We start from the raw sequence: 17,073 nt of genomic DNA on the forward strand, positions 1-17,073 counted from the left end.
CATAAGGAACAATCCAACAATCATGATCACTCTTGAATTCACCGACGCAGCCACCATGGAACAGCAGGCTGTGCAGGCGGGTCTTACCCTGCCCATCGAACAGACCGCGGTATGGGCCAAATACCAGAACACCATTGACGGACGTACGCAGTGGGGTGTGTATGTGGTGAAGCAGGACGGCGCTCCAATCGCGTTCATCGCACTCATCGATTACGAAACCCATGGCTACCACTATTTGAGGTCCGTTCATGGTCCTGCTTGGCTTGACAAGCCTTCCGCGCAGCTGGAAGCACAGGTTCGTGACCTGCTTGTTGAGGACGTACGCAAACGCGATAAAAACGTTGTGTTCCTGCGTATCGACTTGTGGAATTTCGAGGGCTCGTTCCCGGTGCTTTCCACCGTTCCTTACAACGAGACCGTGTATGTGGACATCACCGGTGGCGATGAGGCGATTCTTACACGTATGAAGAAGCGTGGCCGCCGCGACGTGCGTAAGGCGTTGAGGGAGAGCCCCGCCGTTTGCGCCGATGAGACCGCGCAGGCGATGGCTGATTTTTCCGAATACTACGAGGTCATGGTTGACACCGCCAACCGTGACGGATTCTCCCCCGCTCCGATGAGCGACTATGTCGATATGATCAGCAATCTTGGTCCTGATCATGCGCGCGTATTCGCGGCACGTATCGACGGCAAGGTCGTGGCATGGTCCATCGTCACCATCAACGGCGATCACGCGGTCTATTACTATGCCTGTATGCGTACGGAAATCATGCGCCAGCATGTTCCCGACAAACTGATTTACGTTGTATGTTGCGCACTTGGAGAGCAGGGCTGCACAGTGCTTGATTTGATGGGCATCGGCAACGATTTCGCGCCTTCATTGAAGAGTCTGAACGGATTCAAGACGAAATTCTCCGAGAATATCGTACAGGTTTCTGCGGGTCGCGACGTACCGATCAAGAAGGCATTCTATCGTTCGCTCACGCTGCTGCAGTCGCTGCGTCGCAAACTGCGCAAGTAATAATCACGCCTCACGACGGATAGCGCGAAATATCGTACGAAGGAGGATGCAGCGAATCGATATCGCCGCATCCTCCTTTGCATTGCATCACAGATCGTTGGATCGATGGATCGTCAGCAACAACCGACGATCCATCATCGCCATGCATATATGCGATTACCGCATATCTTCAGAAGATGCAGCATCCGCATGCTCAACTTCGGGAGCATCAGCATCTTCATCTTCATCTTCAGCAAGATCCGGACCGACACTGCCGAAATCGTTGATATCGAAATCAGGATTGGCGTCGGATTCGAAATCGAGATCCGCCTCGTCCTGATCCTTACGCGGTTCCGGCTCAACAGCCTCCTGGAAGACACGTTCCGACTTCGGCTTCTTCAAATCGGGATTGACTTTCTCTTCCAGCATGAGACGCGCATCGCCAGCCGTAGTGAAGCTACCGCAAATCAGCACACCGTGACCATAGCCAACACCAAGCTCATCATCGGCGTCAACCATATTAACAGCCTCCTGAATGGCATCCGGCAGTTCAGGAACACACGTAACCCTTTCCGCACCAAACACGCGTTCAGCAACCGTTTTCAGGTCTTCCGCGGGCATCACACGATCACGCCACGAGTTTTCAGTGACAACCACATGGCTCAGTAATGGTTCGAGCACGCCCAAATACTCTTCGACCTGCTTGTCTCCCATCATGGCGATCACGCCGACGAGTTGCTGGAAATCGTAATTTTCCTCAATCGCGGCACGCAACGATTCTGCCGCATTCACATTATGCCCGCCATCCAGAATGATCGTTGGCGATGTACGAATCTGCTCGATGCGGCCTGGAATCCTCACCGTGCTCAACGCCTCAGCCACAAGATCACCGTCAAGCGCACCGTTGACGGGAATCACCACTTCCGCCGCGCACAAGGCCGCGAGCGCGTTATGGGCCTGATGCTCGCCGAATTTGGCGATCGGCACTTCCGCGTACGTGCCATTCGGCGTACGCAGGGTCGCAACCTGACCGCCGACTGCCGGAATGCGGGTCACAACTTCCGCTTCGATGCCATCCCTCACCAGATTGGCATGGTTCTGCCTCGCCGCTTCCTCGATAATCGGCATGACGGCCTCTTCATGCGGTTGACGCCCGATGACCGCGGTGCAGCCCGGCTTGATAATGCCGACTTTTTCGGATGCGATCTGTTCCACGGTATTGCCAAGCCATGCCATATGATCCATGTCGATCGGTCCGATAATGGCCGCATCGGCATCGAGCACGTTGGTGGCATCCCAGCGGCCGCCCATACCGACCTCCACGATGGCCACATCGACCGGAGCGTCGGCGAACTTCCAGATGGCCATGGCGGTGAGCACTTCGAAGAAGCTCATTTTTGGCTTGTCGAGTTCTTCCATCTTCATGTCGACCATGGCTACAAGGTCTTTGATTTGATCCCAGGTATCAACGAAATCGTCGTCGGAAAGCTGCTGGCCGTCGATGGCGATGCGCTCGTTGACATGTTCAAGATGCGGTGACGTGTATAAACCGGTTCGCATGCCGTAGGCACGGCAGATCGCCTCGGCCATGCGCGCGGTAGATCCTTTGCCGTTGGTTCCGGTGATGTGAATCACACGGAACGACTGCTCGGGATGTCCCATGATGTCGAGGATCATCTTCATGCGTTGCAGGTCAAGATTGGTGGTATTGCGCTCTGATGGGCGGCTCATGATGTCGCGTTCGACGTCGATCATGCTTTCATTGTTGCGATTCGGATGTTCGAATGACATATTCTTTCGGATTCCTCCCCTACCTTGGGATTGCTCACTCAATCTCCCTTATTCTATGTGCTTGCATGAACGTTGCGCGGCGCAAAAAGTTATAGGATGGTTTGCGGTAATTGCGTAAGCATGGACAACCATATTCAGGAGATGTGATGAACGAAGTCATTACCGATAAAGACAAGGAGTATGAAGCCATGGAGCAGTCCAGCGCTCCCGGCCCTGATCAGGCGATGAGCGACCGTGTGAACAATCGTTCGCTGCGCCCGCGTTCCGAGGCGTTCAAGGAGTTCATGACCACCGGTTGGGATGATAATGAGCCGGCTATTGAACCGTTGGAATCTTCCCATTACATTCAGGCTCGTCTTGACACGCTGGGTAAGGCTTTTCCCGGAGAGCGTATTGTGATCCCGGCCGGTCAGCCGAAGGTGCGCAACAACGACTGCGATTATGCGTTCCGTCCGGATACGACGTTTTCGTATTACACCGGTTTGGGTGAAGACTACGAAGCCGGTGCCGTGCTGGTGTTGAATCCGGTTGATCCCGATTCTCCGGAGGCTGCGGCCGGCAAGACGCATGTGCCGGAATTGTTTGTGGCTCCGCGTGCGAACCATTACACGCAGGACTTTTTCATGAATGCCCATTATGGCGAATATTGGGTTGGACCTCGTGCCGGCTTGCAGGAGATGACTGCAATGACCGGTATTGAGACCAATGACATTGCGCAGTTGGCTGACGCACTGAGCAAGGATGTCGGTTCTGAAGCTGGTGCCGTGCGTGTGCGTGTGATTCGCGAGGCTGATCCGCAGATCACCGAAATGGTGGAGGATATTCGCGAGGCGAACGGTTTCGCCGATCCGGATGGCAATACGCATGCCGATGACAAGCTTCATGAGTTTGCCGCCGAGGCTCGCATGTGCAAGGACGAATATGAGATTCGTGAAATGCGCAAGGCCGTTGCCGCAACCAAGCATGGTTTCGACAATATTCTGCGCAAGCTGCCGTCGTCGCTCGACAAGCCTCGTTCGGAACGTATGCTGGAAGGCGCGTTCAATGCCATTTCCCGTGAGGAAGGCAATGAGGTCGGCTACGATACGATCATCGCTTCCGGCGCTCATGCGCCGATTCTGCATTGGATGCGTAACACCGGTACCGTGGAGTCCGGCGATCTGCTGCTGATTGATGCCGGCGTGGAAGTCAATAGCTTGTATACGGCCGATATCACGCGCACGTTCCCGACCAACGGGAAGTTCACTGATTTCCAGAAAAAGCTGTATCAGGCGGTTTTGGACTCCCAGCAGGCTGGTTTTGAAGCTGCCAAGCCGGGTGCCACGTATTCCGACATTCATCATGCGTGCATGCGTGTGATCGCCGAGCGTCTGCATGATTGGGGCATTCTTCCGGTCGATGTCGAGGAGTCGCTTTCTCCGGAAGGACAGCAGCATCGCCGTTGGCTCGCCTGTGGTGTGGCCCATCATCTTGGTTTGGATGTGCATGATTGCGCTCAGGCACGTTATGAGTCGTATCAGGGTGCTGCGATTCGTCCTGGCATGATTTTCACGATTGAGCCGGGTCTGTATTTCCGTGAGGATGATCTGTTGATTCCGCCGGAGTATCGCGGCATCGGCATTCGCGTTGAGGATGATGTACTGATGACTGAGGATGGTCCGGAATGGATTTCCGCCGGCATTCCAAAGCAGATCGATGAGGTCGAAGAGTGGATGGCCAGCATGGCTGCCGAAGGTGCAAAGGCCTGATATGCCAACGCCTGAATTCATTCTCGAGTTACGCAAGAAAGTCGGTCACGATCTCCTGTGGCTGATGGGCGTCTCCGGCTATGTTGAAGACGAGCAAGGTCGTGTGCTGCTTGGCAGGCGTTCCGATACCGGCGAGTGGGCCATGGTGTATGGCATTAATGAGCCTGGCGAGGAACCTGCCGACACGGTGGCGCGTGAGGTCAAGGAAGAGACTGGCGTGGATGTTATCGTCACCGATTTGGTGTCGGTGAAGTCTTCCCGCAAGGTGCTTACGTATGCGAACGGCGACAACACCATGTATATGGATCACCTGTTCGTGTGCAAGACCGATCCGAATGGTAATGCCGAACCGTTCGTAGGTGACGAGGAAAGCCTCAACGTGGGTTGGTTCTCCCCTGATGACCTGCCTCAGCCCCTGGCCGACACCACAGTGGAACGCATGGGCTACGTGCGTGAGTACCTCAAGAACAAGGCGAACGGCGACGCACACGCGCAATTCTCCTTCAACGGTGCGATTCGCTGAATACAGTCACAATTGAATATATAAACTAGGAGCTGGTGTGACGATCATGAACCGTCACACCAGCTCTTGTGTATGTCAGGAAGCCACGAAACTCACTTCGGAATCAAATTCCTTTGGCGAGCAACTCGTGCAGCTGGGCGCGATGTTTTCGCTGTTCACGCGGATCAGGCACCGGCAGCGATGCCAACAACTTCTGCGTGTAGGGATTCTGCGGGTTATTCATAACCTGATCGGCATCACCATGTTCCACAATCTCGCCCTTATGCATCACCATAATGCGATCGGCCAGCATATCGACCACGGCAAGATCATGGGTGATGAACAAGCATGCGAAACCTATTTCCGCCTGCAGTTTCTTGAACAGCTCCAACACCTTCGCCTGTACCGACACATCCAATGCAGAAGTCGGCTCGTCGGCGATCAGCAGGCTCGGCTTAAGCGCCAGCGCTCGTGCCAAGGAGGCACGCTGACGCTGACCGCCGGAAAGCTCATGCGGGAACCGGTTCATATATGCACGCGGCAACTGCACCATTTCGAGCAGATCTCCCACATAGTCGCTCGCTTCCGACACAGACGAGTACTTTTTATGCACGATCAGCGGTTCTGCCACATTCTCCGCGATGGTCATCAGCGGATTGAATGAACTACCCGAATCTTGGAACACAAAACCAATATCAGCACGCTTGGGTTTGAATTGACGTTCCTTGACACCGTTCATTTCCACACCCAACACGTTCAGGGAGCCGCCGGACACTTTCTGCAAACCCGCGATGGCACGACCGGTAGTGGATTTGCCGGAACCGGATTCGCCGACCAATCCCAGCACTTCGGAACGGTGAATAGTGAAATCAATACCATTGACCGCCTTGAAATCAGGCTGCGTCAAATGCCCAGGATAGGTGATAGTCAGTCCCTTGGCCTCGACGGCAATGGGTTGGTCATGCCAATCCTTGCTGCGTTCAATCACCTTGCCCTGCTCATCACGAACGACCAGTTTCTGCCCGATACGCGGCACGGCCGCGAGCAACCGCTTGGTGTAATCGTCTTTCGGCGAGTAGAAGATCTGTTCGACGCTTCCCTGCTCGACCACATGACCTCGATACATGACCACCACTTCATCGGCGATATCGGCGATCACACCCATATTATGGGTGATAATCAGCACGGAAGCGCCGAATTCGTCGCGGGCAAGACGCAACAAGTCAAGAATTTCTGCCTGCACGGTCACGTCGAGTGCGGTAGTCGGTTCGTCAGCCAGAATCAGACCTGGATTGAGCACCAACGCCATGGCGATGACGATACGTTGTTTTTGGCCGCCCGAGAACTGATGCGGATAGTAGTCAATTCGAGTTTCGGCATCAGGAATGCCTACTTTTTTGAGGATATCCACGGACTTGGCACGAAGCTCCTTCTTGTCTTTCATGCCGTGCGCGCGAAGTCCCTCTTCGATTTGCCATCCGATGGTGTACACCGGATTAAGTACCGAATTAGGTTCCTGGAACACCATGGCCGCTTCTGATCCGCGCATACGGCGCAGATCTTCTCCGGAAAGAGACAGTACGTCAAGCTGCTCATTGCCTTCACGGTTCGACAGATAAATCGCGCCGGAAGTGGTTGCCGTCTCCGGCAACAGCTTGATAATCGAACGTGCGGTCACGGATTTTCCGGAACCTGATTCGCCAACCACACCCACCACGGTTTTGCGTGGGATGGTGAAGCTAATCTTGTCGATGGCTTTGATGGATCCTGCGTCGGTCATGAAGGAAACGCTCAGATCCTTGACTTGCGCAAGATTGGTTTGTTCGTCACTCATTGCGTCACTCTTCTTCCTTGGAGCCCCATTCGGAGGCGGTAAATGACGGGTCGCGATCCGTAACGGTCACTGGCTGATCGCTGGCTCCCATTGGATTCTTGGCGGCCGCGAGCTCGGCTATCACCTCGTTGCGAACGCCCGGCTTCTGGCTGGGATCAACCGAAGTATCTTCGATGGATCCAACCACCTCACCAGCGGATTTGCGTGCACGCAGACGCGGGTCGGCAAGGTCATTGAGGGATTCGCCCACCAAGGTGATACCCAGAACAATCAATACGATGGCGATACCTGGGAACACTGCGGTCCACCAAATGCCCGCGGTTACATCCGACACGGAACGATTCAGATCGTAACCCCATTCAGCGGCTGCGGTAGGTTCGATGCCGAATCCGAGGAAGCCCAATCCCGCAAGAGTCAGAATCGCTTCGGACGAGTTCAACGTCAGAATAACCGGTAACGTTCTGGTGGAGTTCTTAAGAAGGTGCTTGGTCATGATGCGCCATGTCGACGCGCCCACCACGCGAGCGGAATCAACGTAAGCGGATTCCTTGATTCGAATGACCTCGGATCGAATGGTACGGAAATACTGCGGAATATAGACCACGGTGATGGAGATACCCGAAGCGAGAATGCCACTCCACAGACCAGACTGACCGCCGGAAATCATAATGGCCATCAGAATCGCAAGCAGCAGCGAGGGGAAAGAGTAGATGGCGTCGGCGATCATGACAAGCACACGATCCACCCAACCACCGAAATATCCGGAAACCAAACCGAGCAATACACCCGCGAAAATAGAAAGCAGCACAGCGATCACAATCGCAATGACCGCGGTACGAGAGCCCCAAATCACACGGCTGAACACGTCATAACCACCTGCGGTGGTACCCCAAATATGCTCGGATGAGGGTGCTGCCTGGGCCGGGAATGAAACTCCATTGGCATCTTTGAGCTGCGCATAGCCGTACGGTGCAATTACGGGCGCGAACAAGGCCACGAGCAGGAAGAACGCCGTGAGCAACAGGCCGGTAATCAGCATGCCTTTCTGCCAGCCGACCGCTACGCGAAGCTCCTTGATGATCGGAATCTTGGCCCAGAACGGAGCTTTCCTGTTGACTTTGAGATCGTTCAGACGAGTGTCACCCGGGACGGTGACGTTATTTGCTGATGCAGTCATGTCAGTACCTCACTCTCGGATCCACCAACGCGGCGATAACGTCAACGATGAAGTTGACGACGGCCACGATGATGGCGATCAGAATCACAATGCCCTGCACAGCTACGAAGTCACGCGCTTTCAGATATTGGGACAACATGAATCCGAGTCCCTTCCATTCGAAGGTGGTTTCGGTAAGCACCGCGCCGGCGAGCATCAATGCGATCTGCATGCCCATAACGGTGATGATTGGAATAAGCGCCGGCCTCCATGCGTGCTTGCTGAGCAGACGTTTTTCGGCGACGCCACGCGAACGCGCAGCCTCGACATAGCCGGAATTGTAGGTGGAAATCACATTGGTGCGCACCAAACGAATAAACACGCCTGCGGTGAGCAATCCCAACGCCAGCGCAGGAAGCACGGCGTGACGCAACACGTCGGCCAGCACGCTCATATCACCCAGCTGCAGTGCATCGATAATGTAGAAGCCGGTCGGAGAGACGAGTCGGGTGAACTGCATTTCCGAAGACAACGAGCATCGACCGGATGCCGGCAACACGTTCAGCCAGATGGCGAAAATGAGTTTCAGGACCAATCCCAAGAAGAACACGGGGGTGGCGTAGCACAGAATGGCAAAGGTTCGAATGCCTGCATCGGCAGCGTGATCGCGTCTGCACGCAGCTACACGACCTAAGCCGATACCTACGATCAAAGCAACAATGAGCGATAGGAGCGCCAACTCGAAAGTCGCTGATCCGTAATGAACAAGAATGCTGATAACCGGCTGATTATCAGTCAACGTAGTGCCGAGATCCCCATGGAGCAAACCCCCAAGGTAATCGATATATTGCACAATAAGAGGACGGTCGTAGCCGGCCGCATGAACACGCTTTTGCAACTCGTCAGGGGTAAGACGACCACCCAATGCCGCAGAAATAGGATCGCCTGTAGCTCGCATCACGAAAAACACGACGGTGACGAGAATGAAAACGGTTGGAATAATGAGCAGGAATCGAGTCAGGACGAAACGGAAAAATCCGCCTGACAAATGATTCTTTTTGGCTTGTTTCGGCTTCGCCTCCTGAGAGACGGCCGGAGCTGCTGTGTCTGACACGCGATGCTCCTTGATAAGAAGCCTGTACGGCTTTGATTTACAACAATATCGAATCACTGCGCCGTTTCAGGCAGATAATTCGGGAAATGGGGACCTCCGGCCATAGACCGGGGATCCCCAGTGGTTTTCTATGCAGGCTGCGGCAGGTCATGCCGCACATCCGCACACATCACGCCTTGGTGACAGATGCGAAACGGAAACGGAAGGAAGCGTCGAGCACAACACCCTTCACGTTGGCGCCAGTAACTGCAACCTGCGCACCCTGCAGCAGCGGGATGGTGGACAGGTCTTCGGTTTCAAGGGTCTGAATCTTCTTGAGCAGATCCTCACGGGCGCTTTCGTCGGTTTCACCAGCCTGCTCCATAATCAAATCGTTGATTTCGGAGTTGGAGTAAGCGTTGTTCACGAAGTTGCCGTCACGGAAGAACGGAGACAGATAGTTATCCGGGTCGGAGTAATCCGGGAACCAGCCGAGCTGGTAGACCGGGTAGGATCCATCAGAGTCCTCGGTAACAACACGGTCTTTGTTGTACTGGGTCCATTCGGTGGACTGCAGGTCGACCTTGAACAGACCACCCTCCTCGAGCTGAGCCTTGAGAGCCGCATACTCGTCGGCGGAAGAGGATCCATAGTGGTCCGGATTGTACTGCAGCTTGAGCTCAACCGGAGTGGAAACGCCTGCGTCCTCAAGAACCTTCTTGGCCTTGTCGGCGCTCGGCTTGCCGTTGCCGTCACCATACGCGGTCTTGAAGGTGTCTTCGTGACCAACTAAACCGTCCGGAATGTAGGAGTACATCGGGGTGTACGTGTCCTTATAGACCTTGGTCGCCAACTCCTCGCGGTCGATGAGGTTAGCAACGGCCTGACGCACAGCCTTGGCCTTGTCGGCATTCGGTTCGTCGGACTTGGTGCCGTACGGCTGGATGTTGAAGTTGAAGACCAGGAAGCGTTCCTCACCGCCCGGACCCTTGACGACCTTGACCTTGGAGTCCTTGGACAGATCATCGATGTCGGTCGGAGTCAGAGAACGGTAGGCCACGTCGACCTGTCCCTGCTGCACGGCCATCTTCAGGTTGGAAGAATCGGCAAAGTACTTGACCTGAACAGTGCTGTTCTTGGCCGGGGTCAGACCCTGATAAGAGTCGTTCTTGGAGTAGCCTGCAACCTCATTGGCCTTGTAGGAGGTCAGAATGTACGGACCGGCGAAAGCCTTCTCCTTGATGATGGTGTCAGCATCAGTGAGCTTGTCGGCGGAGAAGACCTCTTCGTCGACAATCGGACCGGCCGGGCTGGAAAGCACCTGCTTGAGGGTCACATCGTTCTTGACTTTGGAATGGAACACCACAGTGGTGTCATCTGGCGTATCGATGGATTCGATGTTGGCCAGCAACGAACTCGGACCATTCTCATCGTTGATCGTGTTGACACGGTCGAAGGAGAACTTGATATCGGACGAAGTCAGGTCGTGACCATTGGCGAACTTCAGGCCAGACTTGATCTTAACGGTGAACTCAGTGCCGTCGTCACTCCAGGTACCGTCATCCGCAGCGATGTCCGGAGACAGTTCAGAGGTGTTGTAGTCCTGCGCATACAGGAACGGGAACACGTTGATTTGAACGGCATAGGAACCGTTGTCATAGGAGCCGGCAGGGTCAACGCTAGTAACCTTGTCCGTGGTGCCGACGGTAATGACATCCGCATCCCCCGATGCGGAACCGCTATCCTTTACGCCGCCGCATGCCGCGAGCGAGGCCAGTGCGGCAATCGAGACAGCCGCAGCCATAATCTTCTTGTGATTCACTATGGAATCCTTTCTCTTCCTGCTGTCGTAATTGGTACTCCAAAACGACGTGCCACAAGGGTAGGGCACACTTTGTTAGCGGAACATTTCACGGAAGCTCATTTTGCGACATCACCCTTTCTCGATCCAACGAAAACTCAGCAATCACAACGGTTTTGCAGTTAATTTTTTTCCGAAAAGAGTGTGTCAAATAATGAGACAGCGAATCCCATATTGAGAATCGACGGCCCTCGTGACACGCCGAAAGACGGAACTTGCATCAACTAATTAACGGCGTTAATATATCAACTAGTTCAACGAAGGGTCCGTGCACTGGCGCAAGGAGGTGTCATGAGTAGTTACAGCGCTCAGCAATCATCGATTTCAGAAAACAATCGTTCCAGAATTCTGCAATACCTCTACCACAACGGCATCAGCTCACGTGCGCAAATCGCCAAAGCCATCGAACTCACACCCGCGGCCATTACGAAAATTACCGCAAAACTACTGTTCCGAGACGTTATCGAAGAAACCGGAGACATGGAAGGCGATAAGAATCGTCGTTCCATCGGCCTGAATCTCAATTGCGCGAAATACCATGTCGTCGGCGTGAAATTCGCACGAAGTCTGGTGCAGATCGCAGTGTTCGACCTGAAATGCAATCGTATTTCCCTCACCGACCTGCCCACCGTTGACGAGGAGCATATTCCCGAAACGGTAGAACAGATCCGGGCCACCGTACGACAGCTCATTGCGGACGATTCGAGCATCGTAGCCGTCGGCATGGCCGTTCCCGGTCCGTATCTGGTGGAGGAAGGTCGCACCGCGCTCGTCTCATCCATGCAGGGTTGGCGGCAGGTCAACTTCATCAAGGAGTTCAGCGAAGCGTTCAACGTACCCGTATTCGTTGAACAGGACGCACGCGCAGGCGCCTTGGCGCAGTTCCTGTTCAACCCGGAACTGTCCGAGGGATCGCTCGCCTACTATCTGCTTGGCGAGGGCATCGGCCTCGGCATCATCGACAATGGTTCGATCTATTACGGCGCGCACGGCACGGCCACCGAAATCGGACACATCTCCGTTGACGTCAACGGCAAGCCTTGCGACTGCGGCAATATCGGGTGCCTGGAACGTTACTGCTCAGCCAACGCAATCCACGAACGGCTCAACGAACAGCCGAGCATTGTGCCCGGATGCGAGGCAATGACGCACGCGCAGGCATGCACCGCGCTGTTCGCCAAAGCTGCGGCAGGAGACAAAGCGGCCATGGATCTGACTTCCGAGGTCGCTCGATATATCGGATATGGCGCGGTCAATATCATCAACGCCTTCAATCCGACGCATATCGTACTCGGCGACATCATCTCCCAAGCCGGACAGCCCTTGCTTGACGAGGTCAAAAAAGTCGTTCGGGAACGTACCATCCCCGAAGTCGGGCACGATACCAAAATCACCTTGTCCAACCTCCCAACGGACGCCACCGTCAGCGGTGCCGCGGCCGTGGCCATCACCAATTTTCTGGAACATCCTTCGATGTTCTTTGACGTCGCATAGCACGCCACAACCAAAGAAAGGAACACCATGTCCAAGCCAATCGTCATTTCTCTCGGCGAAATCCTGTGGGATATGCTCCCCACCGGCAAGCGTGCCGGCGGCGCACCCGTCAATTTCGCATACCATGCGTCCCAGAACGGCGCGGAAAGCTTCGCCATCAGCGCCGTCGGCAACGACGAGCTGGGTACCGAACTGCTCTCCGACGCTCACAAGGCCGGCATCAACACGCTGGTGCAGACCAACGAATACCCGACCGGCACGGTTGACGTGGCCCTGACCAACGGCATTCCGGAATACACCATCGTCGAAAACGTGGCTTGGGACCACATCAAGCTCACCGACGAGCTCGTCGAAGCCGTGTCCAAGGCCGACGCCGTCTGCTTCGGCACCTTGGGTCTGCGCTCCCCCGAATCCCACGACACCATCGTCGAACTGCTCAAGCACACCAAGGAAGGCGCTCTGAAGTTCTTCGACATCAACCTGCGTGCGAACTTCTACTCCAACGAACTCATCGAAGAACTGCTCGGCTATGCGAACATCTTCAAGATCAACGACGAAGAGCTGATCATGATGCGCGACATGTTCTCCATTCCTGAGTGCAACGACGAAGAGGCATGCAAGTGGTTCATCGACCGCTTCGACCTTGAGTACACCATTCTGACCGGCGGCGCCACGTTCAGCACCATCACCGCCAAGAATGGCGAGGTTTCCACGCTGCTGACCCCTCACGTCGAGGTTGCCGATACCGTTGGTGCAGGCGACTCCTTCTCCGGTTCCTTCACCGGCAAGCTGCTGAGCGGCGCACCGCTCAAGGAAGCGCATCGTGCGGCTGTGAACACCGCCGCCTACGTGTGCACCAAGGAAGGCGGCTGGCCAACCTACCCTGTGGAAGGCGTTCCGGATTATCTCGCCGAAGCCGGCAAGTAAGCCCAGATTTTCCTTTCATCATCATCAACGAGGCCATGTCTGCCATCATGGCCTCGTTTTTCATACCCATATTCAATCCGCAATTGGTGCAATCACGATTGTCACGATATACGCACCTCAACGAAGAATGATGCCATGAACGACACCAGCAACACCACAAACGCCGCTTCACAATCCGATATTCCGCAGTCAGTTTCCGATTTCATGCGGCATATCACCGACTTGTGTGGCGGCGAACACGCAAGATGGGCCGAAAACTTCAACGCAGGATTCGCCAATACACTCACCACCACCGTGAGACGGCATGATGACGGCACGACGTTTCTGCTGACGGGAGACATACCTGCCATGTGGCTGCGCGACTCCTCAGCGCAATTCCGACCATATCTCGCCGTAGCCGTAGATGATCCCGAGCTCACCGCGCTTATTACCGGGCTTGTTCGGCAGCAATTCAGGTTCATCAATATCGATCCATACGCAAACGCGTTCAACGAAACACCCAGCGGCGCCACCTGGGATCCGAACGATCAGACCGATTCGTTCGGACCATGGTTGTGGGAACGCAAATACGAGGTGGACTCCCTGTGCTACCCCATTCAGCTGGCGTGGCTGTTGTATCGCAATACAGGAACCACCAGCCATTTCGATGATGCGTTTGTAAGCGGCATCCGTCGAATCCTTGACGTGTTCGAAACCGAGCTTGACCATTCGAATTCGCATTACCGCTTCTTCCGTCCGAACGACGATCCGCGCGACAGCGTGCCCAACCATGGTACCGGAGGACCTTTTGCCGTCACCGGCATGACATGGTCCGGATTCCGCCCCAGCGACGACGCCTGCGTCTACCCATATCTCGTACCGTCCAACATGTTCGCCAGCGTGGTCATGGGATATGTGCAAAGGATTTTCATCGACGTGCTTGACGATCGTGAAATCGCCGGTCGTGCCGCGGCGCTGCAGCATTCCATCGATGATGGTCTTGCCCATCACGCAACCATCCGCAATGCGGCCGGAAACGCTATCTACGCATACGAAGTGGACGGTCTCGGCAACGCGTTGCTTATGGATGACAGCAATGTGCCGAATCTTATGTCGGCACCTTATCTCGGATTCTGCGAAGCGGACGATCCGCTGTATCTCGAAACGCGCAATACTTTGCTGAGTCAGGAGAATCCTTACTATTTCGAGGGTGACTATGCACATGCCATCGGTTCTCCGCATACGCCAGAAGGTTATGTTTGGCCGATCGCCATGGCCATGCAAGGATTGACAAGCCACGACAAAGCCGAAAAAGAACGTATTCTTGATCAACTTGTCGCCGCCGACGCCGGCACGCATCTCATGCATGAAAGCTTTGACGCGAACGACCCGAACTCCTATACCCGTCCGTGGTTCAGCTGGGCCAATATGATGTTCTGTGAATTGGTCATGGATTATTTCGGTATTCACGTCAAGCTGTGAGTGGCTATCAGTTTAAGCTTTGGCTTCGCTCACAGCGCAAGAATTACGGTAGATGATTTGCACTTATTGACATTCCATGATATCTTGAAAAGTCCGGTCTTGCACCGGGTGCTTGATAATTCAAGATTGGGGATGATCGGTTTCGACGGTGACCTGTTCGTCGCAGGGAAGCGTGCCGAGAACGTAGGGTCCGCTCGTGGATGCCCCCTACAAAAGAATAAGTGCTAAATCTAACCGCACTGAGTTCGCTCTCGCTGCCTGAGCTTCGCGCCAGGATTAACCAGTGAGCAGCCGCTCCGTTCACTCCTTCTCGTCTTTGGAAGGATGCTGAGCGTCGTTTAGAAGACTTGCTTTGTCGACTGAGCCACAGGGCCGGCAAGGGACTTTTACTGTAGATATGCCCGCCATCAGTTGTCTGCGATATCGATGGGAGCAGAAAAACCGCCGCACGGCCAGCAGACTACGCACGTAGAAGACTGAGGGTTCGGTTATCGGACCGGGGTTCAATTCCCCGCATCTCCACGAGTTGAAAGCCGCCAGAAATGGCGGCTTTTCTTGTATTTCCAACGGTTTTCGAAGATTCCTGGGTTTACTCCCAATTACCCCCGATGTGCCGGATGTTCTAAAAAATGTGGGCAAAAATCCCTCCTCCGGCTTGCTTAATCTCTTCCAAATTCCATCTGTCTACCACCCTAAACAGCATGCAAGGTACGTTTTTAGGTACTCCTCTTCACAAGACAACCTCGTCAAATCAACATACGAAGAATCCAGCTCTCCCCCATCACAAATCATCAGAATCCCACCATCAAATTCCGCGTGTCGACTTGCATTAACCGCTTAAGTGATTAACATAGTTAATACATCAACCTAGTTATCACGTCACAGCAGACGACGTCAAGGAAGGACTTGATCGATGACCTGCACTTACTCTCCCGAAGCCTACGTGTTCGGCTCCGAAGAAAACCATGCCCTGCTCGAGGCGGAAACTAACGAGCTCCTGCATTTCGGACACAATTTCCCCGCCCCGCAGGGTGGCTCCTACTGGCTGGACGATACCGGCAATCCGGATCTGACCCAAAACATCCACACGTGGATCACCTGCCGCATGGCGCACGTGTATTCCTTGGGGTTCCTGCACGGCGAGCCGGGCGCCGCAGAACTGGTTGACAAGGCCATCGCCGGCCTGCGCGGTCCGCTGCATGACGATGAAAACGGCGGATGGTATCCGTCCATTTCCGCAGACGGCTCCACCCATGAAGCAGGCAAGGTCTGCTACGCCCACGCTTTCGTGATTCTTGCCGCCACTTCCGCCAAGCTTATCGGCCGCCCGGACGCGGACGAGCTGCTCGAAGAGGCTCTGGCAACCTACGACAAGCATTTCTGGGATGACGAGATCGGTCTGGCCGTCGATACTTGGAACACGGAATTCACCGAGCTTGACTCCTATCGCGGCATCAATGCCAATATGCACACCACCGAAGCATTCCTTGCCGTTGCCGATGTGGCCGGAAACGAGGAATACCGCGAGCGCGCTGGTCGTATCATCGATCATGTGGTCGGATGGGCAGCCAACAATAACTGGCGTATTCCTGAGCATTTCACCGCCGATTGGCAGCCGGATCTCGAATGCAACCATGACAAGCCGGATGACCAGTTCAAGCCGTACGGCGCCACTCCGGGCCATGGCATCGAGTGGGCACGTCTCATCACCCAGTATGCGTTGAGCTCCAAGCAGCGTTCCGAAGAAGGCAAGCAGCAGCTTATCGAAGCCGCCGAGAACCTGTTCGCTCAGGCACTTGCCGACGCCTGGAACGCCGAAGGCACCATCGGTTTGGCTTACACCACCGATTGGAACGGCAAGCCCGTTGTCACCGACCGCATGCACTGGACGCTTGCCGAATCCGTGAACACCTCGGCCACACTGGCCACCGTCACCGGCAAGCAGGTGTACAAGGATTGGTATGCGACCTTCTGGAAGTACATTGACGAATACCTGATCGATCATAAGAACGGTTCTTGGTTCCACCAGCTGAACAAAGACAACGAGGTCATCGGTACCGTCTGGCCGGGCAAGTCCGACCTGTACCATGCCACGCAGTGCACGCTGATTCCGCGTCTCGATCCCGCGGTCTCCGTCGCTCCTGCGTTGAAGGCCAATCCGAACGCCTGACGGCCTCCAATAATCGAACTTCTCCTTCTCTCCTCC

General features: G+C 54.9%; 12 protein-coding genes and 1 other RNA gene. 8 read left to right on the forward strand and 5 right to left on the reverse strand.

Annotated features, from left to right (window positions below; translation table 11 throughout):
• Positions 1 to 22 precede the first annotated feature (22 nt).
• Positions 23 to 1,021: a lipid II:glycine glycyltransferase FemX gene (locus KSY55_RS05745; protein WP_217749609.1), complete on the forward strand. Its 999-nt coding sequence runs from the start codon at positions 23 to 25 to the stop codon at positions 1,019 to 1,021.
• Positions 1,022 to 1,177: 156 nt separating this feature from the next.
• Here the strand turns inward: KSY55_RS05745 and KSY55_RS05750 are convergent, their stop codons facing one another.
• Complete coding sequence (locus tag KSY55_RS05750; RefSeq protein ID WP_081291632.1) at positions 1,178 to 2,755, reverse strand: folylpolyglutamate synthase/dihydrofolate synthase family protein; 1,578 nt, start codon at positions 2,753 to 2,755, stop codon at positions 1,178 to 1,180.
• Between the two features lie 182 nt (positions 2,756 to 2,937).
• Between KSY55_RS05750 and KSY55_RS05755 the strand changes: the two genes are divergently transcribed.
• Positions 2,938 to 4,539, forward strand: coding sequence for an aminopeptidase P family protein (locus KSY55_RS05755; protein WP_034881033.1), 1,602 nt, complete (start codon positions 2,938 to 2,940; stop codon positions 4,537 to 4,539).
• Position 4,540: 1 nt separating this feature from the next.
• On the forward strand, positions 4,541 to 5,062 hold the full coding sequence (locus KSY55_RS05760) for an NUDIX domain-containing protein (protein ID WP_117656314.1): 522 nt from the start codon (positions 4,541 to 4,543) through the stop codon (positions 5,060 to 5,062).
• Between the two features lie 103 nt (positions 5,063 to 5,165).
• On the opposite strand, the gene KSY55_RS05765 is transcribed toward KSY55_RS05760, so the two are convergent.
• The 4 genes from KSY55_RS05765 to KSY55_RS05780 all read right to left on the reverse strand — a co-directional run bounded on the left by KSY55_RS05765 (position 5,166) and on the right by KSY55_RS05780 (position 10,946).
• Positions 5,166 to 6,875 (reverse strand): ABC transporter ATP-binding protein, encoded by a 1,710-nt coding sequence (locus tag KSY55_RS05765; protein ID WP_118268999.1) that lies wholly within the window; start codon positions 6,873 to 6,875, stop codon positions 5,166 to 5,168.
• A gap of 4 nt (positions 6,876 to 6,879) precedes the next feature.
• On the reverse strand, positions 6,880 to 8,052 hold the full coding sequence (locus tag KSY55_RS05770) for an ABC transporter permease (protein ID WP_004220602.1): 1,173 nt from the start codon (positions 8,050 to 8,052) through the stop codon (positions 6,880 to 6,882).
• Position 8,053: 1 nt separating this feature from the next.
• A complete protein-coding gene (locus KSY55_RS05775) occupies positions 8,054 to 9,145 on the reverse strand; it encodes an ABC transporter permease (protein ID WP_004220603.1) in 1,092 nt (363 codons plus the stop codon).
• A 169-nt stretch (positions 9,146 to 9,314) separates the two neighbouring features.
• Positions 9,315 to 10,946, reverse strand: a complete 1,632-nt coding sequence (locus tag KSY55_RS05780; protein WP_065441138.1) for an ABC transporter substrate-binding protein — start codon at positions 10,944 to 10,946, stop codon at positions 9,315 to 9,317.
• A 330-nt stretch (positions 10,947 to 11,276) separates the two neighbouring features.
• Between KSY55_RS05780 and KSY55_RS05785 the strand changes: the two genes are divergently transcribed.
• From KSY55_RS05785 to KSY55_RS05805, 5 genes are all read left to right on the forward strand, one after another.
• On the forward strand, positions 11,277 to 12,479 hold the full coding sequence (locus tag KSY55_RS05785) for an ROK family protein (protein ID WP_022245452.1): 1,203 nt from the start codon (positions 11,277 to 11,279) through the stop codon (positions 12,477 to 12,479).
• A 27-nt stretch (positions 12,480 to 12,506) separates the two neighbouring features.
• Complete coding sequence (locus KSY55_RS05790) at positions 12,507 to 13,406, forward strand: carbohydrate kinase (protein WP_065434754.1); 900 nt, start codon at positions 12,507 to 12,509, stop codon at positions 13,404 to 13,406.
• A 135-nt stretch (positions 13,407 to 13,541) separates the two neighbouring features.
• Positions 13,542 to 14,867 carry a glycoside hydrolase family 125 protein gene (locus KSY55_RS05795; protein WP_022245454.1) on the forward strand — a complete coding sequence of 442 codons (1,326 nt, stop codon included), beginning with the start codon at positions 13,542 to 13,544 and terminating at the stop codon, positions 14,865 to 14,867.
• A 128-nt stretch (positions 14,868 to 14,995) separates the two neighbouring features.
• Positions 14,996 to 15,392, forward strand: a transfer-messenger RNA (tmRNA) gene (gene ssrA / locus KSY55_RS05800).
• Between the two features lie 388 nt (positions 15,393 to 15,780).
• Entirely contained in the window at positions 15,781 to 17,037 is a 1,257-nt protein-coding gene (locus KSY55_RS05805; RefSeq protein WP_065447186.1) for an AGE family epimerase/isomerase, read from the forward strand.
• The last annotated feature ends 36 nt before the right edge of the window (positions 17,038 to 17,073 follow it).

Source organism: Bifidobacterium sp. MSK.13.1 (assembly GCF_019131435.1).
GTDB lineage: Bacteria > Actinomycetota > Actinomycetes > Actinomycetales > Bifidobacteriaceae > Bifidobacterium > Bifidobacterium pseudocatenulatum.